This is a genomic window from Georgenia soli, from assembly GCF_002563695.1.
GTDB classification, from domain to species: domain Bacteria; phylum Actinomycetota; class Actinomycetes; order Actinomycetales; family Actinomycetaceae; genus Georgenia; species Georgenia soli.
In genome coordinates, this window is record NZ_PDJI01000004.1 from 2,279,333 (window position 1) to 2,305,909 (window position 26,577).

Here is a 26,577-nt window from a genome sequence, read left to right on the forward strand (position 1 = left end):
CCCCGTGGTCGTCGCCGTCGAGCTGGGCCTCATCTACGCCGTCATGGCGCTGGGGGTCTACCTCACCTTCCGGATCCTCGACTTCCCCGACCTCACGGTCGACGGGTCGTTCACCACGGGTGGCGCGACGGCGGCGACCCTCATCATCTCCGGCACGCCGCCGCTCCTGGCGACGGCGATGGCCGGGGTCGCGGGCCTGCTCGCCGGCGTCATCACCGGCCTCCTGCACACCAAGGGCAGGATCAACGGGCTCCTGGCCGGCATCCTCACCCAGATCGGGCTCTACTCGATCAACCTGCGGATCATGGGCGACAAGGCCAACCTGCCCCTGCTGCGCGAGGACACGCTCCTCACCCCGCTGCGGGAGGCCGGCCTGCTCGGCGGGCTCGGGGCGATCGCCATCTTCGCCGTCGGCGCCCTGGTCCTGAAGCTCATCCTGGACTGGTTCCTCCACACCGACACCGGCCTGGCCATGCAGGCCACCGGGGACAACGAGGAGATGATCCGCTCCCTCGGCGTCTCGACCGACCGCATGAAGGTCCTCGGGCTCGCCCTCTCCAACGGCCTCGTCGCGGTCTGCGGGGCGCTCATCGCGCAGTACCAGGGCTTCTCCGACATCGGCATGGGCATCGGGCTCATCGTCGCGGGCCTCGCCTCCGTCATCATCGGCCAGGCGATCATCGGGCAGCGAACCATCTTCGTCGCGACCCTCGCCGTCGTGCTCGGCTCCGTCCTGTACCGGGTCTTCATCCAGCTCGCCCTCGAGTCGGGCCTGAAGGCCAACGACATGAAGCTCGTCTCCGCGGTGCTCGTCGTGCTCGCGCTGGTGCTGCCGCAGTGGTCGGTGCTGCGGCGGTTCCGGCCGGCCCGGCGGGTCCGTGCCGTCACGACCGGGGCGGAGGCCTGATGCTCGACGTCGAGACCGTCACCAAGACCTTCTTCCCGGGCAGCGTCAACGAGCGGGTCGCGCTGCGCGACGTCGAGCTCCACCTCGCCGACGGAGAGTTCGTCACCGTCATCGGCTCCAACGGGGCCGGGAAGTCGACCCTGCTGAACATCGTCTCCGGCAAACTGCGCCCGGAACGGGGGAGCGTGCACGTGGGCGGACGGGACGTCACCCGGCTCGCCGACTTCCAGCGCGCGCGCTACATCGGCCGGGTCTTCCAGGACCCGATGGCCGGGACCGCCCCGCACATGACCATCGAGGAGAACCTCGCCATCGCCCTCGAGCGTGGCCGACGGCGGGGCCTGGCCCGCGGCGTCACGGCCGCCAAGCGGAGCCGCTTCCGGGAGGAGCTGGCCAGCCTCGAGCTCGGACTCGAGGACCGGCTCAGGGCCAAGGTGGGGCTGCTCTCCGGCGGGCAGCGCCAGGCGCTCTCGCTCCTCATGGCGACGTTCTCGGAGCCGCAGATCCTCCTCCTGGACGAGCACACGGCCGCCCTGGACCCGCAGCGCGCGGCCCTCATCACGCGGCTGACGGCCGAGCTCGTCGAGCGCCACCACCTGACCACGCTCATGGTCACCCACAACATGGAGCAGGCGCTGAGCATGGGCACGCGGCTGATCATGATGCACGAGGGCCGGATCATCCTCGACGTCGACGAGGCCCGGAAGGTGCGCACCACCCCCGCCGACCTCCTCGCCGAGTTCGAGAAGATCAAGGGCGGTGGCCTCGACGACCGGACGCTGCTGCAGTAGCGGGCCCACCGGCTCCCCGGTCCGGTGATGCGGAGCGGGTGACCTCGAGGCGCCCAAGGCGGTAGCGCGGTCCCGGGCGGGGTGCGACCATCTTCCCCTCCGGGAAGGGGACGCTCATGCGGCGGAACGTCTTCGTGGTGGGTCTCGACGACCACAACCTCGCCACGCTCCGGTCGCTGCCCGACGTCGAGGACTACGCGTTCCACCAGCTCCTCACCCAGCCCGAGCTGCAGACCGGCACCGTCTCCGTCGCGGACCTCCTCGCCAAGGCCTTCCGCCAGCTGGACGCGTTCGACGGCCCGATCGACGCCGTCGTCGGCTACTGGGACTTCCCGGTCAGCCTCATGGTGCCGGTGCTGTGCCGCCGCTACGGCCTGCGCTCGGCGGACCTGACCGCCGTCATGAAGTGCGAGCACAAGTACTGGAGCCGCCTGGAGCAGCGGAAGGTCGTCGACAACCTCCCGGCGTTCGCCCTGCTCGACCCCGCGGCCCTGCCCGCCACGCTCCCGCGCGAGCTCAGCTACCCCGTCTGGGTGAAGCCGGTGAAGTCGGCGAGCTCCGAGGGTGCCAGCTACGCCGGCGACGAGGCGGAGCTGCAGACGGCGGTGACCCGTGCCCGCGCGACCCTGGACCGGATCGGGCCCGCGTGGGAGGAGCTGCTCGCCATGGTCGAGCTGCCGACGGAGATCGCCGCCGCCGGCGCCCGCACGTGCCTGGTCGAGGAGGCCGTGACGGGCCACCAGTTCACGGTCGAGGGGTACGGTCGGGCCGGTCGCGTGCGGACCTACGGCGTCGTCGACTCCTTCCGCTACCCCGGCTCGTCGAGCTTCCTGCGCTACCAGTACCCGTCGGTCCTCCCCGACGAGGTCCAGGCGGAGGCCGCCGCGGTCACCGAGAAGGTGATCACCGCCGTCGGCCTGGAGGACTCGACGTTCAACATCGAGTACTTCTGGGACGCCGCGTCCGGACGCCTGAACCTGCTGGAGATCAACACGCGGCACTCGCAGTCACACGCCATGCTCTTCACGCTTGTCGACGGCGTGCCCAACCACGCCTGCATGGTCGCGCTGGCACTGGGCCGGGAGCCGGACCTTCCCCGTGGCCAGGGCCGGTACCGCACCGCGGCGAAGTGGTTCCTCCGGCGCTTCGCGGACGGCGTCGTCCGCCGCGTCCCGACGCGGGACGAGGTCGCCGCCGTCGAGCGTGCGGTGCCGGGGACGACCGTCCGCCCGCTCGTCGCCGCCGGCGACCGGCTCTCCCAGGCCGACGGCGAGGACAGCTACAGCTTCGTCCTCGCCGAGATCTACACCGGCGGCGACGACGAGGCGGAGCTGGCGGCGAAGTACGCCGCGTGCGTCGAGGCGCTGACCTTCGAGGTCGACGACGTCGGGGAGGACACCTGATGCGCACCGTCACGTCGCTGCCGTACCAGGTCCAGGAGGTCGAGCACCTCTGGATCGCGATGTCGGACGGCACCCGCCTCGCCGCCCGGATGTGGCTGCCGGTCTCCGCCGTCGCCGAGCCGGTGCCGGGCGTGCTGGAGCTGATCCCGTACCGCAAGCGCGACCTGACGGCGCAGCGCGATTCCATCCACCACCCCTACATCGCCGGTCACGGCTACGCCTGCCTGCGGGTGGACCTGCGCGGCAGCGGCGACTCCGAGGGCGTCCTCACGGACGAGTACCTCGAGCGGGAGCTGCTCGACGCCGAGGAGGTGCTGGCGTGGATGGCCGCGCAGCCGTGGTGCGACGGCTCCACCGCGATGATGGGCATCTCGTGGGGCGGGTTCAACGCCCTGCAGGTGGCCGCGCGCAGGCCGCCGAGCCTGGGCGCCATCGTCACCGTCTGCTCCACGGACGACCGCTACACCGACGACGTGCACTACATGGGCGGGTGCCTGCTCACCGACAACCTCTCCTGGGCGTCGACCATGTTCGCCTACAACTCCTGCCCGCCCGACCCCGCCGTCGTGGGGGACCGGTGGCGGGAGCTGTGGCTGGACCGGCTCGAGCACAGCGGGCTGTGGCTCGAGGAGTGGCTGCGCCACCAGCGTCGCGACGACTACTGGAAGCACGGCTCCGTCAACGAGGACTTCTCGGCGATCCGCTGCCCCGTCTTCGCGGCCAGCGGGTGGGCCGACGGGTACTCCAACGCGGTGTTCCGGCTGCTGCGCGGGCTGGACGTGCCCACCCGCGGGCTCATCGGCCCGTGGAGCCACAAATATCCCCACCTCGGCCAGCCCGGGCCGGCGATCGGCTTCCTCCAGGAGGTGGTCGCGTGGTGGGACCGCTGGCTCAAGGGCAAGGACGACGGCGGAGCCGAGCATCCGGCCCTGACCATCTGGATGCAGGACACCGTCCGTCCCTCGACCACCTACGCCGAGCGACCCGGCCGGTGGGTGGGGGAGCCGAGCTGGCCGAGCCCGCGGATCGTCGAGATCCGGTATCCCCTCGGGCGGCACCGGATCGGCGCCCCCAAGGCGGCCGACGGTCCCGGGCCCGCCCCGGCGCTGACCGTGCAGTCGCCGCTGTGGGTGGGCCACTTCGCGGGCAAGTGGTGCTCGTACAACGCGCCCCCGGACATGCCCTACGACCAGCGCGAGGAGGACGGCGGGTCGATGGTCTTCGACAGCGACGTCCTGCCCGAACGGCTCGAGGTGCTCGGCGCGCCGACGGTCGAGCTCAGCTGCGCCGTCGACCGCCCGGTGGCCATGGTGGTGGCTCGGCTCTCCGACGTCGCCCCCGACGGCGAGGCCACCCGCGTGAGCTACGGCGTCCGCAACCTCACCCACCACACCAGCTCCGAGCACCCGGAGCCGCTTGAACCGGGGAGGAGGTTCACGGTGCGCGTCCAGCTCAACGGGATGGCCCAGTCGTTCCCCGCCGGGCACCGGCTGCGCCTGTCCCTCTCCACCTCGTACTGGCCGGTGGTCTGGCCGTCCCCGGAGGCGGTGCGGCTCACCGTCTTCCCGGACGAGAGCCACCTGGTGCTGCCGGTGCGCCCGGTCGGCGTCGACGACGGCGAGCCCGCCCCCAGCTTCGGGGAGCCGGAGGGGGCACCCCCGATCTCCGTCACACCGCTGAGGCCGGTCGAGCACGCCTGGACGGTCACCCGGGACATGGTGGACCTGTCCGGGGCGCTTGACGTGCTCAAGGACCTGGGCGTCGTGAGGTTCGACGGCATCGACCTCACCGTCACCCGCCGGGTCCACGAGCGCTACACGTTCGCCGGCCGCGACTTCTGCTCCGTGCGCGGGGAGACCGACTGGACCATGGGGTTCGGTCGGGGGGAGTGGCAGGTGCGCACCCGGACCCGGACGGTGCTGACCTCCACCCCGACCGACTTCCAGGTCCTCGCCGAGCTCGACGCCTACGAGGGGGAGCGGCGCGTGGCCGCGAAGACCTGGAGCACGACCGTCCCGCGGGACTTCCTGTGACCGTCCGCGACAGCTGACCCCGACGCCGCCGCAGCTGCCGGACCGGCCGGGCGACCGGCGAGGCGTACCGGTCGATCTGGGACGAAAAGCCCACAAGGAAGAGTCCGGCCGAATCTAGCGTTATCGCCTGGAGACACCGTCCTGCACGTGCTGACGTCCCGCACCGAGAACGCTGCGCCCAGAGCGACGCCGGGCACGAGGGCAGGCAGTCCTGCGCCGAAAGGGGAACTTGGAATGATGACTGCACGCGTTCGCCGGTTCGTGGCTGCCCACGACGTGGTGGGGTCCGCCGGACGCCTGGCCCTCGGCACGGCGTTCGCCGCGTTCGTCCTCCTGGGGCTGACCGGGCTCGCGCCACGCGGTTCCAGCATGCTGTCCACCATGTCTGCGCTCGCCGTGGTCCTCGGCGTGGTCGCCGCGATGAGCGGCCTCATCTCGCTGCTCGCGCGGCACGAGCGGGACGACGCGATGGGCGAGATGGTCGGCGAGATCGAGGAGTTCCTCCGGTCGCAGCCGCCCGCCAACCACCGCTGAAGGAGGGCAGGCGGCCCGTTCATCGGCTCTGCGCCTCCCGGAGGCGTGTCCCGGTCAGAACCGGGACGACCCCCCGTGCGTCTTGTTGCCCGACGGTTGCCACGCGACGTCATCGGGTGCACGCTTGATGGGTCCAGAGAGGCGGCCCGGCCGGCTCGCTGGATCCATGCAGGACCGTCCATCGACGGACGGTCCTTTCTCTGATGTCGGTCAAGCAACTGCCGTCCCCATGGACGTCCGCGCCCGGGCGTCCCGCGCCGCAAGGGGCTGCCATGTACGACCTCATCGATGTCCGCATGACCCGGACAGGGCCCCACGGCCCCGTCGACGTGCTCCGTGACATCGACCTTCACGTGCCCACCGGGCAGGTGGTCGCCGTCCACGGCTCCGACGTCGCGGCGAGGGCTGCTCTGGTCCGCGTGCTGACGGGACTGGAACGGCCGTCGTCGGGATCGGTCCGGTTCAACGACGAGAGCCTGGCCGTCATGACGACCAAACGGCTCGCCCAGGTCCGCGCCCGCGAGCTGGGGCTCGTGCCCCACCCGCCCCGCCTGCTGGACCGGCTGACCGCGGAGGAGAACGTCGAGCTGGGGCTCGCCCGCCAGGGCGTCGACCCGGCAGACAGGCGCCAGCGCACGGACGCCGCGCTCGCCGCCGTCGGCCTGGGGACCGCCAGGCACTCCTACCCGACGCAGCTGAGCGAGGAGGACCGCCAGCGGGTGGCTGTCGCGCGGGCGATCGCAGCCGGCGCGGTGGTGCTCGTGGTCGAGGAGCCGACGCCGGCGGTCATGCTCATCCTCGTGCGGCTCTCCCGCACCATGCGGATCACCGTCGTCGTCACGACGCAGGACGAGACGGTCGCCGCACGCGCCACCAGCGTGCACCGGCTGGACCGGGGCCGGATCGAGCAGCAGGAAGCCTCGCGGCGCGTCGCGAGCTGACGTCTCCGGAAGTCGGAACGTTGCGCGACGCGGTCGCAGCTTCGGGGCGGCGACGCGGTTCACCGACGCGGACCTGACGCGTTCCACGTCCCGTCACGCCGCGGGCCGTTCGTGCACGAGTTGCTCACGAAGCGACGCTCGTCGCCCCGCAGACCGGAGGCATACGGTGTGCTGCGCCCGGTGGCCGCGCCGGTAGGTGCGACATCACCCGACGTCCGCCCCGAACTGGAAGGACCGAGCCGTGATGACGGTCGACGCACTCGACCCCGAGCCCCTGGTCGCCGTGCCGACGGCGCCGCTCGGGTCCGCCACCGCCGAGGACGCGCTCGGGCGGCTGCGCGCGACGCAGCACGACCTCCTCTCCTCGGTGCGGGTCACGGAGCCGTTGCTGATGGTGCGCAACGTGGCGGTCGTGCAGGCTCTCGAGGCCGGAGTGCCCGCCGACGTCGTCCAGCGGGTCACCCGGATGGGTCCAGCGGCGCTGGAGCTCGCCGTCGCCCGCGGCATCTACCACCGCGATCACGGAAGCCCCGCACACGCCCGCGTCGCCGGCGAGCGTCTCTGACCCCGGGCGTCACCTGTGACGCTGGTGCGACCCCCACCCCGAGGCGCGGGTGGCGCGAGGCTGACGCGCCAGCGTGGGCGTGTCGGGCGTCGCGGCGGGCCCGGCCGCCTTGTGGCGGCGTCGTGCACACGGGCTGAGCGCCAGTGTGGGCGTCGCGGGCGGGCCTGACCGCCAGTGCCGGCCTCGCCGACCGATCTGAACGGTGCCGCAGCCCCACCTGAGCGCTCGCGGGAGAATAGCGGGGCAGATTTCTGCATTCCCCATCCTGTTAATTCGCGCCGGACGTCGGCGTTGATTCCCAGAAATAGGACTTCACTATTCCGGGGGGTCTGGGTCACAGTACTTTATGGGCGTCAGGCCGGCGGTTTTTTACCGTTCCGGACGACCGATTTCTCGGGCCGGGCGGCACAGGGTCGTAGGGGGCGTGGCGGCGCTCGGCCTCGTGCTGGTAGCCCTGACCGGGGGGGCGGCTCCAGACCCTCACGGCAGTCACTTCCGTGAGACTCAGCAGGGTCGTGTCAGTGCCAGCATGGCCGTTGCCGCCGACCGTGCCGCGCTCGCCGCCGAGCGGGGGCGGGAGTACGACCGGGCCGTTCTGGCCGCGGTCGCTGCCGAGAGGGACGGCGCCCTCGCTCTCGGCAAGGAGGTGCTGGCCAGCTCGGAGGGCAGGGTGCTCGACGAGTCGGAGCGCAGCGACCTCGCCCGGATCCTGCGGCGCGCTGCGGCCGCCGACGAGCCCACCGAGCTCAGGCTCGCTCCCGTCGCGGTCGGTGAGGCCGTCGCCCGAGTGCGGGCGGCGATGACGGCGTGGGAGGCAGAGCAGGCCCGGCTCGCCGAGCAGGCCAAGAAGGCTGAGGAGGCAAGGCGAGCCGAGGAGGCCCGCCAGGCCGAGGCCGTCCGCCAGGCCGAGGCGAGACGGGAGGAGGAGCGCCGGGCCGAGGAGGCCAGGCGCGCCGAGGACGCTCGCAACCGGGGCGGGGCACACAGCGACGGAGAGAGAAGCGCCGAGCCGGCGCCGGAGCGCTCGGCCTCGGCGCTCGCCGGACAGGGGGGCACGCCCACGGAACTGTCCCCGGCCGAGGTGGAGGGCTCGCTCCGTGACGAGGTGGCCGGGATCGCGGCGCAGTACGGCTGCGGGTCCGCCACCGTCCGCATCGACGACCCCCGGCTCGGGGACGCGAACGGCTCCGCCGACTGGTACAACAACGCGATCCTCATCCGGTCCTCCACGCCGCCGGAGCGGCTGACGTACGTCGTCGCCCACGAGTGCGTGCACCTGATGCAGTACCGGATCTTCGACGGCGACGTCGACGCCCTGTCGGCCCGGATGAACTCCGTCTACGGCGGGTCCGGCTTCTCGGGCCTGGAGCAGAACGCTGACTGCGTCACCCAGCGCTGGGGACTCTCCGCGTGGCACTACACCCAGCGCTGCGGAGGTGCCCGGGGAGATGCGGCCGCGGCGATCGCGGCCGGGACGAAGCCCTGACGTCCGGGCTGCGGCCGCTCCAGACCGCTGCGGCCGTGTTTCGGGCGGCTGCGCAGCGGTCTGGAGCGGCCGTGTTTCGGGCGGCTGCGGATGTGCTCCGGACGTCTGCGGATGTGCTCCGGACGGCTGCGGTCGCGCTCTGAACGGTTCCGCAAGAATCGGTGCAGAGCCGGGTATCAAATGGGCGAATGAATAGCGAAAAGCCCGTCCACAAACTTCCCGGTGCTCACGTCCGGATTGCGTCGATGGCCGGCTGATTGTGCAAGGAACGACCGACGTGGTGTCGGGTGTGCGGGCAGCGGAGAAGGACGTGGTCGCCCGGGCGCAAGGAAAGACCGGGCGGCGCCTTAAGGCGCGGTCCTGGCGAGGTCCTGGACGAACCGACGTTGCCACGGCGTCTCGACGGCGCGACGGTCGTAGCGCTCGCGGATGAGACGCACCGCGTTGTCCGGCGACGTACCGTCCAGCACCGCCAGGCACGCCAGCGCGGTCCCGGTGCGGCCGCGTCCGCCGTCGCACACGATCTCGACGCACTCACCGGGGGCGCGACGCCACACCTCGTGCAAGGCGTCGACGGCGTTAGCACGGTCCGCCGGAACCAGAAAGTCCCGCCAGCGCACCCACCGGGAGGGCCAGGCCGTCGCCGGAGGGTGACGGCCGAGGAGGAACAGCGTGAAGCTGGGCGGAGGGATGGGCGCCGCGCGGAGGGCCCGGCCGCGGACCCTCCGGCCCGACGGCAGGGTGACGACGCCTGGGACGTCCGACTTCCAGGGGGTGGTCATCTCCCCAGCTCCTCCGCCGGAGCACGGTCGGTCCCCGGACGTACCGCCGGTTCCCGGCTGCTCCTCCACGCGTTTCGGCGCGATGAAGCCTACGCGGGGTCGGATAGGTTTCGGGCAGGACGGTGCCGTTCGGTGCCGGTGTCCCCCGTCTCGAGGAGTGCGCCCGATGCCCATCCACGGCAGCCTGTTCAGCGACTACCGGGAGAACGTCTCCCAGGACCCCTTCTCCCTCCAGAACAAGAAGCTGCTGAAGATCCAGATGGGCTACGGGCCGGTCTGGGCGAAGAGCGGTTCGATGGTCGCCTACCAGGGGGACATCCGCTTCGAGAACAAGGGCTCCGGCGGCATCGGCAAGATGTTCAAGTCCGCGATGACGGGCGAGGGCGTGGACATGATGCAGGCGGCGGGCCACGGCGAGCTGTTCGTCGCCGACGACGGGGCGGACATCCAGGTGCTCTACCTCGAGAACGACATGGTCTCCGTCAACGGCAACAACGTCCTCGCGTTCTCCTCCTCCGTCGAGTGGGACATCCACCGCATCCAGGCGCGGGGCGCCGCGATGACCGGCGGGCTGTACAACGTCTCCCTGCGCGGCACCGGCTACGTGGCCATCACGACCAAGGGCGAACCGGTGGCCCTCGACGTCGCCAGCGCGCCGACCTTCGGCGACCCGCAGGCCGTCGTGCTCTGGACGGCGGGAGTTTCGATGGACGTGCGGGTCGACACCGGCGGTCTCCGGTCGATGGTTCGCGGCGGCACGGGCGAGACGTTCCAGATGGCCTTCGGCGGCCAGGGGTACGTGCTCGTCCAGCCCAGCGAGTCCGTCAAGGCCGGTGGTGGCCAGCAGGCGGGCAAGAGCGGCAGCGGGCTCTCCGACCTCTTCAGCTGAGCGGCGCGGTCGGCGGGCAGGTTCACGGTCGGCGGGCAGGTCCGCGGTCGGTGGACCGGTGGGCCGGTGGGGCGCGAAGGCTCGGCGGGACGGGTGACGGCTGACGGGCCTACCGCCGGGTGACCGCGTTGGCCCACACCCAGGCGTAGCCCTCGCGGCCGTGGTCGTCGGTGTAGCGGATGCGGGCCGCCTTCGAGGTCCACGCGACCGCGACACCCACCACGTGGTGGTGGCCGGTACGGGTGTGGATCCAGGCCGACACGGGCAGCGGCTCGGCGGCCTGGTGGACCGGCGTGCCGTACTGCGCGGGACCCAGGCTGTGGGCCTGCTCCCGCAGGGGAACCTGCTCGATCGCCACTGCTCGAGCATACTCGCTTCATCGAACTGACGTTCGACACTGAGGTGAGGGCCGCTCGGTCGTCGGGGAGGGCCACGGGAGTCGCCTCGGGCCGCGGCCTGAGAGGTTGGCGCCCGCCCGCCGCGCCTCTGCGGTTGATTGACGTCCGTCATGGTTCCTTCTCCGCGTCCTTCCTAGCGTCGTTGTCAGCAGCCCAGATCGGGCCGACAACGTCGAGAGGGAGAAGATCATGAGCACGCTGCAACGGTGGATGCACCGCCCGTGGACGGTGCCGATCGTGTCCGGGGCGCTGATCCTGACGTCATTCTTCGTCGCCCGGGTGCTGGGCTCGGACGCGGTCAGCGACGTCTTCATGGTCGCCGCGGCGGTCGTCGGCGGCGCGCCGATCGCGGTCAAGGCGGTCCGGGCCCTGATGGTCAGGGCCATCAGCATCGACCTGCTGGTGTCGGTCGCGGCTGTCGGTGCCGTCATCATCGGCGAGTACTGGGAGGCCGCCGCGGTGACCTTCCTGTTCGCCGTCGGGCACGCGCTCGAGGCCCGCACGATGAACAGGACGCGGTCCGCGCTGGCCGAACTGGTCGCCGTCGCCCCGGACGTCGCCGTCGTCCTTCGCGACGGCGAGCAGGTGGAGGTCCCCGCGGGCGCCGTCGTCATGGGGGAGACGGTCCTGGTCAAGAACGGCGCCAAGGTCCCCGTCGACGGCGAGGTCGTCGGCGGCACCGGCGCCCTGGACGAGGCGTCCATCACCGGGGAGTCCATCCCGGCCGAGAAGGCGGCGGGCGACAAGGTCTACGCCGGAACCGTCTCACGCGGCGGGTTCCTCCAGGTGCGCGCCACCGGCGTCGGGGCGGACACCACCCTCGCCCGCATCATCCACCGGGTCGAGGAGGCACAGGATGCGAGGGCGAAGACGCAGGCCTTCATCGACCGGTTCTCCACCTGGTACACGCCCGGCATCATGCTGCTCGCGCTCGCGGTCGGCCTGATCACCGGTGACGTCGTCCTCGCGCTGACCCTGCTCGTCATCGGCTGCCCCGGCGCGCTCGTCATCTCCATCCCCGTCGCGATCGTGGCCGGCATCGGCCGGGCCGCCAAGGATGGCATCCTCATCAAGGGCGGGGAGTTCCTGGAGCGATCCGCCAGGATCGACGCCGTCGCCGTCGACAAGACGGGCACCCTCACCGAGGGTCGGCCGTACCTCACCGATGTCGTCGTGCTGGACCCGTCGCTGGACCGTGACGACGTGCTGACCTGGGCGGCGGCGGCCGAGGCAGGGTCCGAGCACCCGCTCGCCCGACCCGTCCTCGACGCGGCGGCGGAGGAGGGGCTGTCGACCCCTGGCCTGCCCGAGAGCACCGAGCCCGTTCCCGGCATGGGCGTCATCGCCAGCACCGGCGGCCACCGCGTGCTGGTCGGTAACGCCGCCCTGTTGACCGCCGAGGGGGTGGAGGACACCGTCGGCGCCGTCCGTGCGGCCGAGGAGCTCGCCGCGGCGGGCCGGACGCCGATGATCGTCGCGGTCGACGGCCGGGTGGCCGGGGTGGTCGCCGTGGCCGACAAGGTTCGGGAGGACGCCACCGAGATGGTTCGCCGCCTGCACGCCGCGGGCGTCAAGAAGGTCGTCATGCTCACCGGCGACGCGCCGCTGGTGGCCGAGGCGATCGGGCGGGCCACCGGGGTGGACGAGGTCCGGGCCGGGCTGCTGCCGGAGGACAAGCTCGACGCCGTCCGTGAGCTGCAGCGGCAGAAGCTGACGGTCGCGATGGTCGGCGACGGCGTCAACGACGCCCCCGCCCTGGCCACCGCGGACATCGGGGTCGCCATGGGGGCCGCCGGCTCCGCCGTCGCCGTGGAGACCGCGGACATCGCGCTCATGGGTGACAACCTGCTCCGGCTGCCCGAGGCGATCGGGCTGTCCAGGCGCACGGTGTCGGTGATGCGGCAGAACATCGCGGTCGCGCTGGTCACCGTGACGCTGCTGCTGGCCGGGGTCTTCGCCGGCGGTGTGACCATGGCGATCGGGATGCTCGTGCACGAGGCCTCGGTGCTCGTCGTCATCGCCAACGCCATGCGCCTGCTGCGCCGCCGGGCCGACAGCGGCTCCGTCGCAGCGGCTGCGCCCGCCCGCGAGGCCAGGCCGGAGCGCGCACTCGCGCCGCGCGCCTGACGCGATCCGCGGGGCGCGCGCGTCGCGCCTCCCGCACGTCTCCCACCCAGAAGCCGCCGGCCCCCGTTCCTCGTCGGGGCCCGGCGGCGCGTGGCTGTCGGCACGACGGCGTGAGCGGGTTCCGTGGCACCATGCGGCACATGCACCCCGAGACCGTTCACCTGGACCGTTGCATCGAGCTGGCGACGGAGGCGCTCGAGGCAGGGGACGAGCCCTTCGGCTCCGTGCTCGTCGGCGCCGACGGGAGCGTCCTCGCGGAGGACCGCAACCGCATCGTCGGCACCGCTGACCCGACCGCCCACCCGGAGATCGCCCTGGCCCGTTGGGCCGCCGTCCACCTGGGCGCCGCGGAGCGTGCGGCCGCAACCGTCTACACCTCCGGCGAGCACTGCCCCATGTGCTCGGCGGCGCACGGCTGGGTGGGGCTCGGCCGGATCGTCTACGTCCACTCCTCGGCACAGCTGGGAGAGTGGCTCGCGGAGTTCGGGGTCGCGCCTGGACCGGTTCGCTCCCTCCCGATCCAGGAGGTGGTGCCCGGCCTGCCGGTCGAGGGTCCGGTTCCGGGGCTTGACCTGCGGATGCGTGAGTTGCACCGCCGGTACTACGCCTCCCGGCCCGGCGTCCCCGGCGGTACCTCCGGCGGGGCGTGAAAACCTCCGGCGTTCCAAGCCGACTGGCCGCTGTGCCGGTGGCCTGAACCGGGCGCTCCGTCGGAGCCGGCGCTGCTGGCTGACCTGCTTGCTTCGGTAGGCAGGGCTTGTGCTGCGGGGACGGTGAGAAGGGCGAGGCGTCACCGGCGAGCGAGGGCCGCAGACCGTGGGTGAACCGCCCCGGGTTCCGTGGAGGGTTCCTTCCTTGGAAGGATCGATCTCATGTCGAAGACGACGAAGCGGTACCCGGAGGAGCTCAAGCAGCGCGCTGTGCGCATGGTCCTGGAGCACCGGCAGGACTACACCAGCGAGTACGAGGCGATCAGGACGATCGCGGAAAGGCTGGGGGTCGGGCACGAGACGCTGCGTAAGTGGGTGCGCCGGGCCGAGGTCGACGCCGGCGCAAGACCCGGGGTGACCAGCGCCGAGGCGACGCGGATCAAGGAGCTGGAGAAGGAGAACCGCGAGCTGCGGCGGGCGAACGAGATCCTGAAGTCCGCGGCGTCTTTCTTCGCGCGGGAGCTCGACCCGCCACAGCGGTGATCTGCCGGTTCATCGACGAGAACCGGGCCAGGTTCGGGGTCGAGCCGATCTGCCGCGTGCTGACCGAGCACGGCTGCAAGATCGCCCCGAGCACCTACTACGCCTACCGCTCCCGCCGGCCCGCGGCGCGGACCGTCTCCGACGCCACCGTCCTGCACGAGCTGCGCCGGCTGCGCCTCGACGCCCACGGCCGCCCGACCCCGGAGAGCCTGTACGGGTACCGCAAGACCTGGCACGCCCTGCGCGCCCGCGGCGTGACGGTCGCCCGCTGCACTCTCGAGCGGCTCATGCGCGAGCACGGGATGCGCGGAGCGGTGCGCTCGGGGAAGGTCCGCACCACCGTCCCGGGCAAGGACGGCAGCCGGGCCGGGGACCGGCTCAACCGCGACTTCACCGCCGCGGCCCCCAACCTGGTCTGGGTCGCCGACTTCACCTACGTGCGGACCTGGGCCGGGTTCGTCTACGTCGCCTTCGCCGTCGACGTCTTCTCCCAGGCCGTCGTCGGCTGGCACGCGATGACGACCAGGCACACCGACCTGGTGCTGACCTGCCTGCGCATGGCCACCTGGGCCAGGAGCCACCAGGGACACCCCGTCACCACCGGGCTGATCCACCACTCCGACGCCGGCAGCCAGTACACCTCGCTGCGCTTCACCGAGCACCTCGACCTCGAGGGCATCGCACCCTCGATCGGCAGCGTCGGCGACGCCTACGACAACGCCCTGATGGAGTCGATCGTCGGCCTGTACAAGACCGAGTGCATCAAGCCCGACGTCTTCCACGCCGGCCCCTACCGGTCGATCGCCGACGTCGAGTACGCCACCATGGCCTGGGTCGAGTGGTACAACACCCGACGACTCCACTCCGCGCTCGGCTACCTCACCCCGACCCAGCACGAAGCCAACCACTACGCCAAGCACGACTCCGTCCAGCCGGTCGGAGCCAACAACTGAACTCTCCACGGAACCCGGGGCGGTTCATTCTTCGCGGCCGACGTCGAGGATCTCGGAGTCGGTGCCGAAGATGACGCGGTGGAGGGCGCCGGAGCAGGTGAGGCGGGCGAGGAGTTGCGGGGCGAGGGGGGTGCCGTCGGCCAGGGTGGCGGGTTCGGCGCCGAGGAGGGCGGTGTGGTCGAGCTCGCCGGGGATGACGAAGCCGTCCGGTGCCCCATCGCCGGGCGCCCGGCCGTCACCGGGGGCTGCGGCGAGGGCGGCTGCGGCGGTGGGCTCGGTCGCCCTGGCGTGAAGGGTGGCCGGGGAGAGGCCGAAGGCGGCGCCGGGGTGGGTGAAGCGTTCGGGTTTTCGTGCCGCTCTCATACTGGCTGGGCCTCGGGCTCGAGGGCAGCGTAGTGGGCCTGCTCGTGCTCGACGGGCGGGACCATCCCGATGCTGGAGTGCAACCGGGTGTTGTTGTACCAGGCGACCCACCCGGCGGTGGCGAACTCGACGTCGCCGAGGGTCTTGTACGCCCCGTCGTGGAAGACCGTGGTGGCGATGCACTCGGTCTTGTACAGGCCGATGATCGACTCCATCAGGGCGTTGTCGTAGGCGTCGCCGACCGTGCCGATCGAGGGCGCGATGTCCTCCACGGCCAGGTGCTCGGTCAGCCGGATCGAGGTGTACTGGCTGCCCGCGTCGGAGTGGTGGATCAGCTGCCCGCGCGAGACGGGCCGCTCCTCGCGGTCGCGCTGCCAGATCGCCATGCGCAGCGGGACCATCACCAGGTCGGTGACCTTGGTGCGCTGGGCGTGCCAGGCCAGGATCCGCTGGGCGAAGACGTCGACGATGAAGGCGACGTAGACGAACCCCTCCCAAGTCCGCACGTAGGTGAAGTCGGTGACCCACACCAGGTTCGGCGCCGGCGCGGTGAAGTCCCGGTTGAGCAGGTCCCCGGCCCGTTTGCCGTCCTTGCCCGGCACGGTGGTGCGGTGGCGCCGGGCCCGGCTGATCCCGTGGTGGCCCAGGGCCCGCATCGCGGCGTCGACGCGCCCGTAGGAGACCTCCAGGCCGCCCCGCCGGAGCAGGGCGGTCATCTTCCGCCGCCCGTACAGGCCTTCGGGCAGCAGCCGGTACCGGCCCGTGGTGGGGTCCAGGACGAACGCCAGGGAGTGGATGGCGTTGACCAGGTACGCCATCGCCAGCTCCCGCGGCGCCAGGGAGGTCCGGGCCCGCCAGGCCCGGTAGGTCCGCGCGGCGACCTGCAGGCCCTGGTCAGACAGGACCCGGCAGACCGACTCGACCGAGCGGCCCTGGGCGTGCTGGGAGCGGATGAACTCCATGATCATCGGTTTCGGGGGTCGAGCTCCCCCGCGAAGAAAGTCGCCGCGGACCTCAGGATCGCGTTGTCCTCCTCCAGGCGCCGCACCCGCGCCTTGAGCGCCTTGATCTCCTCGCGTTCCTGGGTCGTCATCCCGTCCCGGGCGCCGGCGTCGACATCGCCCTGACGCACCCACCCCCGCAACGTCTCCCGGGACATCCCCAGACGCGCCGCGACCGCCTCGCACGCCTTGGTGATCGACCCGTACTCCGGGACCTGCTCCCTGACCATCCGCACCGCGCGCTCCTTCGCCGCGGCGTCGTACTGCTTCGGCATACCTGCATCCTTCCTCGCAAGAAACGATGCGGCACACAAACCCGAACGCTTCACTTCCTGGACGGCCTGCCCGTTGGCGGTGGTGAGCCAGCCGGTGAGGTGGTAGCCGCCGGTGGTGGGGGCGAGGGTGAGGTGCTCCTTGTCGGAGTCGTCCCGGTAGGTGCGGTCGGCGGCGGCGGGGTCGGCGCGGTAGGCCCAGTGCTTGACGAGGTGGGTGAACTCGGTGGCGCCGAGGGTGGCGGCGTGGCCCAGGAGGAAGTCCTCGCCGAGGTCGGGGTCGTTCAGGCGGGCCCGCACGGCGGGGGTGGCGGCGGTGTGGGTGGTCAGGGCGGTGGCGTGGTCGGCGCTGATGGTCCCGGCGGCCAGGGCGTCGGCGGTGGCGGGGAGGTGGTCGCGCAGGCGGCGGGCCTCGCGGACGTTCTTGTGGGCGGTGGTGTGGTGGCGGCCGGTGCGGGCGCGGTACCAGGCGGGGAAGGACCGTGCTCCGGTGGTGGCCCACATGCCGTCGGTCTCGGTGGCGGTGAGGATGCGGGCGGTGACCGCCTGCAGGCGGCGGTGGAGGGCCTCGGCGGCGTCGACCGCGGCGAGCAGCTCGGCGGAGGGCAGGGTGGCGAGGTCGAGGCCGGTGAGGAGGTCGAGCTGGTCGGCCGCCGCGGTCAGGGCCGCGGAGACCGGCCCGGCCGGCACGGCGGGGTCGGCGGGCGCGCCGGGGGCGGGCGGTGTCGTGGTCATCTCGCCCTCCCTCTGCGTCGTGGGTGCGTGTCGGCCGCGGGGCCCGTACGTCCGTCCGTCAGAGCCGGACTGCCTCGTCAGACCCGGTTGCTGAACGTGCCCCTAGGCTATCGAACGGGCGTTCGAGGCGGCAAGGGAAGTGGCGTCATTCCGCCAAATCTGTGGACGGCGTGGCATCTCACGGGGCTGTGGAGAACACCGGTCGAGCGGGCATCGCATGACCGGACCGACGAGAGGTGCGCCGCAACGACCAGACTGCTCATGCGCACCGCGAGGCAGGCGGGACCGCTTGCACAGAGGCGACCCGATACCGCGGTCGCGGCAATCATCCCGGGATAGACCTGACCGCGGCTGGTGCACGAGGCGGCTGCCGCGTAGCCTCCGGGCAACACCGGCCGACGGAGGTGCCCATGTGGTACTGGATCGTGGGACTGCTGCTTCTCGCTGTGTGCCTCCTGGGCCTCTGGTACGAGATCACCAACCAGCTCGGCCGCAGGTCCGAACGCATGCAGGGCGCTGACCCGGAGACGGCTGAGGAACTGCGCCGTCTGCGCTGGGAGATCGACCGTGGCAGGGATGCCGGCCAGGGGTTCATCCCTCTCTGACGTACCCCTGCAGCACCAGCGGCTGCTCGCGCCCCTCCCGCCGCCGCGCAGCAGCACGCACGCGCGCCCGAGGTTCGCCGTCGGGCGTTCCTGCGTACGATCCGCCTGAGGGGCCTGACGACGGGCCGGGGCGAGACCGACGGAGGAATGCACCAGCATGGCTGCCACGCTCGACGCTGACCGCACCGAGGTGCTGGGGGAGGCGGCCGCGGCGGCCAGCGACCTTCCCGACGCGCCCCAGCCGGACGCTGTCGCCGATCTCCTCGACGGCTACTACCGCGACGTGCTCACCGAGGACCTCGAGTCCCAGGAGCCCAGGAGCCTCCTCGGCGCGGCGCTCTCGCACCGGGCCGTCGCCCACCAGCGTCGTCCCGGGGAGGCGGTCGTCCGGGTCTTCACCCCCACCGACACCGACCACGGCTGGTCCGCCGGCCGCACGGTGATCGAGATCGTCACCGACGACATGCCGTTCCTGGTCGACTCGATCTCCGCCGAGCTCGCCAAGCAGGGCCGGACCATCCGCCTCCTCGTCCACCCGCAGCCCACCGTGCGGCGCGACGACGACGGCACGCTCCTCGAGGTCGTTCCCCGAGCTGCGGCGCGGGGCGCCGTCCACGAGTCCTGGATCCACGTCCAGGTGGACCGCATCGACGACGCGGGGGAGCGGAACAAGGTCGCTGAGGCGCTGCGCCAGGTGCTGGCGGACGTGCGTGCGGCCGTCGAGGACTGGCCCCGCATGGAGGCCCGCGCCCGCGACATCTCCGCGCTCCTGCTGCAGTCGCCCCCGTCCGGGGTGCCGGAGGACGAGATCCGGCAGGCCCGGCAGCTGCTCGACTGGCTCGTGGGAGGGCAGTTCGTCTTCCTCGGCTACCGCGAGTACGACTTCACGCGCGGCGCCACCCCGGAGGAGGCCACGCTGGAGCCCGTCCCCGGCACCGGGCTGGGGATCCTGCGCCACGACGAGGCCGCCCGGCCCACGGTCCTGCCACCCACCGTCGCCCGCAAGGCCGCCGAGCCTCGCCTGGTCATCATCACCAAGGCCAACTCCCGCTCGACCGTCCACCGCCCCGTCTACCTCGACTACCTCAGCGTCAAGGTCTTCGACGACCTCGGCAACGTCGTCGGCGAGCAGCGGTTCCTCGGGCTGTTCACGCTCAGCGCCTACACCTGGTCGGTCACCGAGGTGCCCTTCATCAGCTCCAAGGTCGCGGCGGTCCGCACGCGGTCGGGCTTCGCCCCCGCCAGCCACCTCGGCAAGGACCTCCTCGAGGTGCTCGAGTCCTACCCCCGCGACGAGCTGTTCCAGAGCGACGTCGCCACCCTGACCGACGTCGCGACCGCCGTTGTCCATCTGCGCGAACGGCCACGCACCCGCCTCTTCGTGCGCAAGGACGACTACGAGCGGTTCATGTCCTGCCTCGTCTACCTCGCCCGCGACCGCTACACCCCGGCGGTCGAGCGCCGGGTGGAGGCCGTGCTGCGGGAGGCTTTCGACGGGGTCAGCAGCGAGACCAACACCCGCGTCTCCGAGTCCGCGCTGGCCCAGCTGCACGTGGTGGTGCGCGCCGGGCACGGGGAGACGGTCCGCGACGTCGACGTGGCGGAGCTCGAGCGCCGGGTGGCCGCGGCGACCCGGACGTGGGAGGAGGATCTCGTCGAGGCCGCCGGGGCCCGCTACGGGGAGGAGGGCGCGGCCCTGGCCCGCTCGTTCGCCTTCCCCGAGGGGTACAAGGAGGACTTCGACGCCGTCGCCGCCACCGAGGACCTGCGCCACCTCGGCGACCTCCCCCCGGACTCGCTCGGCCTTCACCTGTACCGCCCCGACGGCGCCGCCGAGGAGGAGCGCCGCCTGAAGCTCTACCGCAGGGCCGAGATCTCCCTCTCGGCGGTCCTGCCGATCTTCCAGGGGCTGGGCCTCGAGGTGGTCGACGAGCGGCCCCACACCCTCGCCGACGACGCGGGGCACATCTACGTCTACGACTTCGGCCTGCGGGGCGCGCCCGGCACGTGGGCCGGCGACCCCGCCGAGGTGCGGGACCGCCTGCAGGACGCCTTCCTCGCCGTCTGGGACCGGCGGGCGGAGAGCGACGGCTTCAACGCCCTGGTGCTCACCGCCGGGCTCACCTGGCGCCAGGTGGTCGTGATCCGCGCGCTGGCGGCGTACCTGCGCCAGACCGGGTCGATCTTCTCCCGGGAGTACGTCGAGGCGGCGCTGCGCGAGAACAGCGAGCTGGCGCGGCTGCTCGTCGAGCTGTTCGAGACCCGCTTCGACCCGGCGGGCCGCTTCGGGGACGTCGCCGACGACGCCCGCGCGGCCGCCGAGGAGGAGGTCGCGGACCGCATCCTGGCCGGGCTCGACGACGTCGCCTCCCTGGACCACGACCGCATCTTCCGGGCCCTCCTCGGGATCGTGCGCGCCACCCTGCGCACCAGCTACTACCAGCCGGCCCGGCCCGGTGACGACGCGGGGGACGGCCACCACCCGACGGTCGCGTTCAAGCTCGACCCGCGGAGCCTGCCCGACCTGCCGGCCCCCCGGCCGCTGTACGAGATCTGGGTCTACGGCCCCCGGGTGGAGGGCGTGCACCTGCGCTTCGGCGCCGTCGCCCGCGGCGGGCTGCGCTGGTCCGACCGGCGCGAGGACTTCCGCACCGAGATCCTCGGCCTCGTCAAGGCGCAGACCGTCAAGAACGCCGTCATCGTGCCCGCCGGGTCCAAGGGCGGGTTCTTCCCCAAGAACCTGCCCGACCCCGCCGCGGACCGCGACGCCTGGGTGGCCGAGGGCCGCACCGCCTACCGGCTGTTCATCTCCTCGATGCTCGACATCACCGACAACATCGTCGGCGGCGAGGTCGTCCCGCCCGCGGACGTGGTCCGCCACGACGGTGACGACCCCTACCTCGTGGTCGCCGCCGACAAGGGCACGGCGGCGTTCTCCGACGTCGCCAACGAGGTCTCCCAGGAGTACGGCTTCTGGCTCGACGACGCCTTCGCCTCGGGCGGGTCCGCCGGCTACGACCACAAGAAGATGGGCATCACCGCCCGCGGTGCGTGGGAGGCGGTCAAGCGCCACTTCCGGGAGATGGGCCACGACACCCAGACCGAGGACTTCACCGTCGCCGGCATCGGCGACATGTCCGGGGACGTCTTCGGCAACGGGATGCTCCTCTCGGAGCACATCCGCCTCGTCGCCGCGTTCGACCACCGGCACGTGTTCCTCGACCCCGACCCCGACCCCGCGACCTCCTACGCCGAGCGCCGCCGGCTCTTCGAGCTACCCCGCTCCTCCTGGGCGGACTACGACCAGACCCTGATCAGCCAGGGGGGCGGCGTCTACCCCCGCACGGCCAAGTCGGTCCCCGTCAGCCCGCAGGTGCGCGAGCGCCTCGGCCTCGACGACGGCGTCACCTCGCTCACGCCGTCCGAGCTGATCCGCGCCGTGCTCACCGCGCCGGTGGACCTGCTCTGGAACGGCGGCATCGGCACCTACGTCAAGGCCTCGACCGAGACGAACGACCGCATCGGCGACCGCGCCAACGACGCCATCCGCGTCAACGGCGAGGACCTGCGGTGCAAGGTGCTCGGCGAGGGCGGCAACCTCGGCGCGAGCCAGCTCGGGCGCATCGAGGCCGCAACGGCCGGCGTGCGCCTCAACACCGACGCGATCGACAACTCGGCCGGGGTGGACTCCTCCGACCACGAGGTCAACATCAAGATCCTCCTCACCGCCGTCACCAAGGACGGGCGGATGAGCCTGCAGGAGCGCAACGAGCTGCTGGGGTCCATGACGGACGAGGTGGCGGAGCGGGTGCTGCGGCAGAACTACGAGCAGAGCGTCCTGCTGGGCAACGCCCGCACCCAGCACCACCAGATGCTGGGCGCCCACCAGCGGTTCATGCACTGGCTCGAGGAACGCGGCGACCTCGACCGCGAGCTGGAGTTCCTGCCCTCGGACGCGGAGCTGGCCCGGCGCGCCGAGGCCGGCCGGGGCCTGACGTCCCCGGAGTTCGCCGTCCTTGTCGCCTACGCCAAGCTGGCGCTGAAGGCGGACCTGCTCGAGTCCGACCTGCCGGACGAGCCCTGGTTCGAGACCGAGCTGCGCCAGTACTTCCCGCAGGCGCTGCAGGACCGCTTCGCCGAGGAGATGAGCCGCCACCGGCTGCGGCGCGAGATCATCGCCACCCGTGTGGCCAACTCGGTGGTCAACCGCGGCGGCATCACGTTCGTCTACCGCGCCATGGAGGAGACGGGGGCCTCCGCCGCCGAGGTGGTCCGGGCGTTCGTAGTCGCCCGCGAGATCTTCGGGATCGCCCCCTTCGTGCGGGCGGTGGAGCGGCTCGACAACGTCGTCCCCACCGACGCGCAGTCGGCGCTGTACCTGGAGTTCCGCCGGCTGCTGGACGGGGCGGTGCGCTGGTTCGTCCAGCACCGCCCGGACGGGATCGACGTCGCCGACGAGATCGAGCGCTTCGCGCCCGCCGTCGACGAGCTCGCCCCGCGCCTGCCGGAGCTGCTGCGGGGGCGGTCGCTGGCCGACGCGGAGGAGCGCTACCGCGCGATGGCGGAGGCCGGGGTCCCGGAGGACCTCGCGCGGTACGGGTCGGTGCTGGCGGAGCAGTACGGGGTGCTCGACGTCGCCGAGCTCGCTCGCCGGACCGACCGGCCGCTGGAGCAGGTGGCGCAGATGCGTGCCGCCGTCGAGCAGCACCTCGGCGTCGACACCCTCCTCGCGCGGGTGGCCGAGCTTCCCGACGACGAGCGCTGGGACGCCCTGGCCCGGTCGGCGCTGCGCGCTGACCTCTACGCCGTGCTGGACACCCTGACCGCCACGGTGATGGGGGCCACCGACGACGGCGAGGAGCCCGACGCCCGCCTGGCCGCCTGGGACGCCGCGAACGCCGCCTACGCCGAGCGGGCCCGCGCCACGATCCGGGGTGTCGAGGGGCTCGACGGCGCCTCGCTGGCGCCGCTGTCGGTGGCACTGCGCGCGCTGCGGGCCGGAGTGCGGTAGGCCTGGTCACCGCCGCCCCACAACCTCCGGGGACCAACCTGCCGACAACGCCCTGACTGCGCGTCCGGCCCGCCAGCTGGGCAGTCAGGGCGTTGTCGCCGGGCAGTACGGGGACGGACGCGGACAGGGGCGGGGACGGGTGACCGGCTAAAGATTGCGGGCGGCGTGGCGCTTCGCCGGCAGCCTCAGTCGCTCGGGGATCCGGTTGCGGTCGTAGGTGATGTCCGTGTACCCGTGCGGTGCGGGGCGGCCGTCCTCGTCGAGGTTGACGAAGACGATCTTCTCGATCGTGAGGATGCTCTGCCGCGTGAAGAGGTTGCGCACCTCGGCGCGCATCGTCATCGAGGTGCGGCCGAACGCCGTCGCGAGCAGGCCCATCTCGACGATGTCGCCCTGCTCCGCCGAGCTGACGAAGTTGATCTCGGACATGTACTTGGTGACCACGCGCTCGTTGCCGAGCTGGATCATCACGTAGATCGCCGCCTCCTCGTCGATCCAGCGCAGGAGGCTGCCGCCGAAGAGCGTGCCGTTGGCGTTGAGGTCCTCGGGCTTGATCCACTTGCGGGTCCGGAAGGTGATCTCGTGGTCCGTCGGCGTGGTCATGGTCGCCAGGGTACGACCGGTGATCGGTGGCAGGGTTCTCCAGTTGTGTCACCTGTGTCAGCTGACAGCGGCGAGTCCATGGTCCGTGGTGTTGAGGCGACGCCCACCGTCGTGAGTCACGGTGACGATGTCCTCGATCCGCACACCGAACCGACCCTCGAGGTAGATCCCGGGCTCGATGGAGAAGCACATCCCGGGAACGAGCGGTTGTTCCTCGCCCTCGACCATGTAGGGCGGCTCGTGGGTGGTGACGCCGATGCCGTGGCCGGTGCGGTGGATGAAGTACTGCCCGTAGCCCGCCTCGGTGATGACGGCGCGCGCGGCACGGTCGATCTCCTGGCACGGCACGCCCGGCCGGACCGCCTCGAACGCGGCCTGCTGCGCGTTGCGCACGACCTCGTGGACCCGGCGCACCTCCTCATCGGGCTCGCCGACCGACACGGTGCGCGTGGTGTCGGAACCGTAGCCGTGCATGAGCCCGCCGAAGTCGAGGACGACGGCGTCTCCTGGCTCGATCACCCTCTCGCCGGCCTCGTGGTGCGGGTTGGCCCCGTTCGGTCCGGAGCCCACGACGGTGAAGTCGACCTGTTCGTGCCCGAAGTGCTGCAGCAGCGCAGCCAGGTCGGCCGCCACCTCTCTCTCGCGGCGACCCGAGAAAGGGCGCCCGAGGATCTCGTCGTAGACCGCGTCGGCGGCGGCCCCGGCGGCCGTCAGCCGGGCAAGCTCCGCGCCCTCCTTGACGGCACGGAGCATGGGCAGTGCCTCGGACATGGCCCGGTACCGGGTGCCGGGCCGGGTCCGCTGCAGGCCCAGGAGGTGCGCGGCCCACGTGGAGTCGGAGACGGCGAACGTCCCCTCGGCCGGCAGCAGGGCGGCGGCGGCCTCGTAGGGGTCGGTGCCGTCGGTCCAGGCGGCCAGCTGCAGGGCCGGCGCGCCAGTGGCGGCCTCGGCGTCGGGGCGCTCGAGAGTCGGGACGAGCAGGGTCGGTTCCTGGTCCGGCGCAAGGACCAGCAGGGTGAGGCGCTCGGTCGCCGCCGGCGGTCGGTAACCGGTGAGCCACGTCAGGTCAGGGCCGGGGGCGACGATGACTCCCGCGAGTCCCGTCCGTGCCGCGTCGGCCGCCGCCCGCTCCAGGCGGCTCGAGTACACGGCGCTCGTGAACTTCTCGGGCTCCGTCGGGGCGTGCGCGGTCACGACCTCATCCTGCGGCACGGTGCCGCCGGAGGCCAGCGTGCCGGCACGCCGTCGGGCCCGACCACGTCGCGGCCGTACCATCGTCACGCCCCGACGGCGGGGCAGGAACCACGGGAGCACAGATGACGAGCACGTCCACGCCGACCAGAAGTCCCCGCCCGGCGGGCGTGGCCCGGCTGGCGGCGATGCGCGCCGCGTTCGGCGTCCTCGACACAGTGGCCCCCCACGTCTCCGCCCGGTGGGCGCTGCGCCTGTGGTCCACGCTGCCCTCCAACGGCGGCCGTCGGCGCGACGAACGACCCTTCGCCGGCGAGCGGTCCGTCGTGGACCTGCCCGGGCGTCGCTCCGTCGTCGTCGAGACCTGGGGCGTCGGCGAGCCCGTCTACCTCGTGCACGGCTGGGGCGGCTGGCGCGGCCAGCTCGGTGCCTTCGTCGCACCGATCGTCGACGCCGGACGGCGGGTCGTCGCCTTCGACGCCCCGAGCCACGGCGAGTCAGGGCCGGGCGTGCTCGGCCCCCGGCGCAGCACCGCCGTCGAGATGACGGAGGCCCTGCTCGCCGTCGTCGAGCGCCACGGCGAGCCGGCCGCCGTCGTCGGCCACTCGCTCGGATGCACGACGACGGCGATCGCCGTCCACGACGGCATGCCGGCCGCCCGGGTGGCGCTCGTCGCGCCGAGCGCGGACGTGGTGGCCATGACGGACGAGATGGCCCGCCGCCTCGGCTACGCCGAGCGCACCAAGCGGGAGTTCGCGTCTCGGCTCGAGACGCTCGCTGGACGCCCGCTGACGGACTTCGACCTCACGCGGATGGCGGGGGCGGTCCCGGCGCTGGTGGTGCACGACCGCCTCGACAAGGAGGTGCCGTACGCCGAGGGCGTCCGGGTGTCCCAGGCCTGGCCCGCCGCCACCCTCGAGACCACCGAGGGGCTGGGGCACCAGCGGATCCTGCGCGACCCCGGCGTGATCGCCCGCGTCGTGGAGTTCGTCGCGCCGTCACGCCCGTCGCGCGGTGCGGTTGCGGCACAGTAGAGGCATGCGCACCATCGGCCTGATCGGCGGGATGAGCTGGTACTCCTCGGCCGAGTACTACAAGGTGGTCAACGCCGAGGTCCAGAGCAGGCTCGGCGGACACCACTCCGCGCGGATCGTCATGGTCTCGCTCGACTTCGACGAGGTCCGCGCCCTCCAGCTCGCCGAGGACTGGGCCGGCGCGGGCAGGCTGCTCGCCGACGCGGGGCGCCGGCTCGAGGAGGCCGGAGCCGACGTCGTCCTCATCGCCACCAACCTCATGCACAAGGTGGCCGACGACGTCGAGGCCGCCGTGTCCGTCCCGCTGCTGCACATCGGCGACGCCGTCGGCAGGGCCGCCTCCGCGGCCGGCCACCGCACCGTCGGACTCGTCGGCACCCGGTGGGTCATGGACGAGACGTTCTACTCCGACCGGCTCGGCAGGCACGGGGTGGACGTCGTGGTCCCGCCCGGGACGGACAGGGAGATGATCGACCGGGTCATCTTCGACGAGCTCACGCAGGGCGTCGTCTCCGACGTCTCCCGGCGCCGCTACGTCCGGGTGATCGAGGAGCTCGCCGCGCGGGGCGCGGAGGCGGTGGTCCTCGCCTGCACGGAGATCGAGCTGCTCGTGCGGCCGGCCGACAGCCCGCTGCCGCTGATCGACTCCATGCGCACGCACGCGCTGCGCGCCGTGGAGGTTGCCCTCGAGGGCACCTGAGGGTGGCGACCCCCGACGGGGCTCGCTGCGCGCGTGAGACGCAGAAGCGGCCCACCGGAC

Annotated in this window: 22 protein-coding genes, 1 pseudogene and 1 other annotated feature; of the genes and pseudogenes, 16 read left to right on the forward strand and 7 right to left on the reverse strand. The window is 72.3% G+C overall.

What is annotated here, in order from left to right:
- The first annotated feature begins 4 nt into the window (after positions 1–4).
- The 8 genes from ATJ97_RS11605 (at position 5) to ATJ97_RS11640 (ending at position 8,660) form a co-directional block, all read left to right on the forward strand.
- On the forward strand, positions 5–907 hold the full coding sequence (locus tag ATJ97_RS11605; RefSeq protein ID WP_098483877.1) for an ABC transporter permease: 903 nt from the start codon (positions 5–7) through the stop codon (positions 905–907).
- The gene (locus tag ATJ97_RS11610; protein ID WP_098483878.1) at positions 907–1,698 is read left to right on the forward strand and encodes an ABC transporter ATP-binding protein; all 792 of its coding nucleotides are present in this window, start codon (positions 907–909) and stop codon (positions 1,696–1,698) included. The genes ATJ97_RS11605 and ATJ97_RS11610 overlap by 1 nt, the downstream gene beginning before the upstream one ends.
- 116 nt (positions 1,699–1,814) lie before the next feature.
- The gene (locus ATJ97_RS11615) at positions 1,815–3,101 is read left to right on the forward strand and encodes an ATP-grasp domain-containing protein (protein ID WP_098483879.1); all 1,287 of its coding nucleotides are present in this window, start codon (positions 1,815–1,817) and stop codon (positions 3,099–3,101) included.
- Positions 3,101–5,134 carry a CocE/NonD family hydrolase gene (locus tag ATJ97_RS11620; protein ID WP_098483880.1) on the forward strand — a complete coding sequence of 678 codons (2,034 nt, stop codon included), beginning with the start codon at positions 3,101–3,103 and terminating at the stop codon, positions 5,132–5,134. Before ATJ97_RS11615 ends, ATJ97_RS11620 begins: the two co-directional genes overlap by 1 nt.
- Positions 5,135–5,371: 237 nt before the next feature.
- A complete protein-coding gene (locus ATJ97_RS11625) occupies positions 5,372–5,668 on the forward strand; it encodes a hypothetical protein (protein ID WP_143427003.1) in 297 nt (98 codons plus the stop codon).
- 272 nt (positions 5,669–5,940) lie between these two features.
- Positions 5,941–6,609 (forward strand): ATP-binding cassette domain-containing protein, encoded by a 669-nt coding sequence (locus ATJ97_RS11630; protein WP_170037402.1) that lies wholly within the window; start codon positions 5,941–5,943, stop codon positions 6,607–6,609.
- Positions 6,610–6,853: 244 nt separating this feature from the next.
- Complete coding sequence (locus tag ATJ97_RS11635) at positions 6,854–7,174, forward strand: hypothetical protein (protein WP_143427004.1); 321 nt, start codon at positions 6,854–6,856, stop codon at positions 7,172–7,174.
- A 529-nt stretch (positions 7,175–7,703) separates the two neighbouring features.
- Positions 7,704–8,660, forward strand: a complete 957-nt coding sequence (locus ATJ97_RS11640; protein ID WP_098483884.1) for a hypothetical protein — start codon at positions 7,704–7,706, stop codon at positions 8,658–8,660.
- A gap of 347 nt (positions 8,661–9,007) precedes the next feature.
- On the opposite strand, the gene ATJ97_RS11645 is transcribed toward ATJ97_RS11640, so the two are convergent.
- Complete coding sequence (locus ATJ97_RS11645; protein ID WP_098483885.1) at positions 9,008–9,442, reverse strand: protein-tyrosine phosphatase family protein; 435 nt, start codon at positions 9,440–9,442, stop codon at positions 9,008–9,010.
- 166 nt (positions 9,443–9,608) lie between these two features.
- Between ATJ97_RS11645 and ATJ97_RS11650 the strand changes: the two genes are divergently transcribed.
- Complete coding sequence (locus tag ATJ97_RS11650; RefSeq protein WP_098483886.1) at positions 9,609–10,331, forward strand: AIM24 family protein; 723 nt, start codon at positions 9,609–9,611, stop codon at positions 10,329–10,331.
- A 109-nt stretch (positions 10,332–10,440) separates the two neighbouring features.
- Here the strand turns inward: ATJ97_RS11650 and ATJ97_RS11655 are convergent, their stop codons facing one another.
- Positions 10,441–10,689 carry a hypothetical protein gene (locus ATJ97_RS11655; protein WP_098483887.1) on the reverse strand — a complete coding sequence of 83 codons (249 nt, stop codon included), beginning with the start codon at positions 10,687–10,689 and terminating at the stop codon, positions 10,441–10,443.
- Between the two features lie 229 nt (positions 10,690–10,918).
- Here ATJ97_RS11655 and ATJ97_RS11660 point away from each other — a divergent pair, with 229 nt between their 5' ends.
- From ATJ97_RS11660 to ATJ97_RS11670, 3 genes are all read left to right on the forward strand, one after another.
- Entirely contained in the window at positions 10,919–12,856 is a 1,938-nt protein-coding gene (locus ATJ97_RS11660) for a heavy metal translocating P-type ATPase (RefSeq protein ID WP_098483888.1), read from the forward strand.
- Positions 12,857–12,996: 140 nt separating this feature from the next.
- Positions 12,997–13,506 carry a nucleoside deaminase gene (locus ATJ97_RS11665; RefSeq protein ID WP_098485417.1) on the forward strand — a complete coding sequence of 170 codons (510 nt, stop codon included), beginning with the start codon at positions 12,997–12,999 and terminating at the stop codon, positions 13,504–13,506.
- A gap of 222 nt (positions 13,507–13,728) precedes the next feature.
- A protein-coding gene (locus ATJ97_RS11670; protein WP_425432714.1) for an IS3 family transposase occupies positions 13,729–15,002 on the forward strand; the annotation gives its coding sequence in 2 pieces (ribosomal slippage) (positions 13,729–14,011 and positions 14,011–15,002; 1,275 coding nt in all).
- Positions 14,007–14,138 (forward strand) — a sequence feature (AL1L pseudoknot). It overlaps the preceding gene by 132 nt.
- Positions 15,003–15,026: 24 nt before the next feature.
- On the opposite strand, the gene ATJ97_RS11675 is transcribed toward ATJ97_RS11670, so the two are convergent.
- The 3 genes and pseudogenes from ATJ97_RS11675 to ATJ97_RS11685 all read right to left on the reverse strand — a co-directional run.
- Complete coding sequence (locus ATJ97_RS11675) at positions 15,027–15,365, reverse strand: hypothetical protein (RefSeq protein WP_098483889.1); 339 nt, start codon at positions 15,363–15,365, stop codon at positions 15,027–15,029.
- Positions 15,362–16,641, reverse strand: a protein-coding gene (locus tag ATJ97_RS11680; protein ID WP_098482786.1) for an IS3 family transposase whose coding sequence is annotated in 2 segments (ribosomal slippage) — positions 15,362–16,368 and positions 16,368–16,641 — 1,281 coding nt in all. Because the reading frame shifts where the segments join, the coding sequence is not laid out codon by codon here. Before ATJ97_RS11680 ends, ATJ97_RS11675 begins: the two co-directional genes overlap by 4 nt.
- A 66-nt stretch (positions 16,642–16,707) precedes the next feature.
- A pseudogene (locus ATJ97_RS11685) lies at positions 16,708–17,373 on the reverse strand (DUF222 domain-containing protein); the annotation flags it as partial.
- 410 nt (positions 17,374–17,783) lie between these two features.
- Here ATJ97_RS11685 and ATJ97_RS11690 point away from each other — a divergent pair.
- Positions 17,784–17,978 carry a hypothetical protein gene (locus ATJ97_RS11690; protein WP_098483890.1) on the forward strand — a complete coding sequence of 65 codons (195 nt, stop codon included), beginning with the start codon at positions 17,784–17,786 and terminating at the stop codon, positions 17,976–17,978.
- 157 nt (positions 17,979–18,135) lie between these two features.
- Positions 18,136–22,989: an NAD-glutamate dehydrogenase gene (locus ATJ97_RS11695; RefSeq protein WP_098483891.1), complete on the forward strand. Its 4,854-nt coding sequence runs from the start codon at positions 18,136–18,138 to the stop codon at positions 22,987–22,989.
- A gap of 147 nt (positions 22,990–23,136) precedes the next feature.
- Here ATJ97_RS11695 and ATJ97_RS11700 read toward each other — a convergent pair whose 3' ends face one another.
- Together ATJ97_RS11700 and ATJ97_RS11705 are read right to left on the reverse strand one after the other, a co-directional pair.
- On the reverse strand, positions 23,137–23,592 hold the full coding sequence (locus ATJ97_RS11700; protein WP_098483892.1) for an acyl-CoA thioesterase: 456 nt from the start codon (positions 23,590–23,592) through the stop codon (positions 23,137–23,139).
- 57 nt (positions 23,593–23,649) lie between these two features.
- A complete protein-coding gene (locus tag ATJ97_RS11705; protein ID WP_245862418.1) occupies positions 23,650–24,786 on the reverse strand; it encodes an aminopeptidase P family protein in 1,137 nt (378 codons plus the stop codon).
- A gap of 122 nt (positions 24,787–24,908) precedes the next feature.
- Here ATJ97_RS11705 and ATJ97_RS11710 point away from each other — a divergent pair, with 122 nt between their 5' ends.
- Together ATJ97_RS11710 and ATJ97_RS11715 are read left to right on the forward strand one after the other, a co-directional pair.
- Entirely contained in the window at positions 24,909–25,817 is a 909-nt protein-coding gene (locus tag ATJ97_RS11710; RefSeq protein WP_098483893.1) for an alpha/beta fold hydrolase, read from the forward strand.
- A gap of 4 nt (positions 25,818–25,821) precedes the next feature.
- The gene (locus ATJ97_RS11715) at positions 25,822–26,517 is read left to right on the forward strand and encodes an aspartate/glutamate racemase family protein (protein WP_098483894.1); all 696 of its coding nucleotides are present in this window, start codon (positions 25,822–25,824) and stop codon (positions 26,515–26,517) included.
- Positions 26,518–26,577 lie beyond the last annotated feature (60 nt).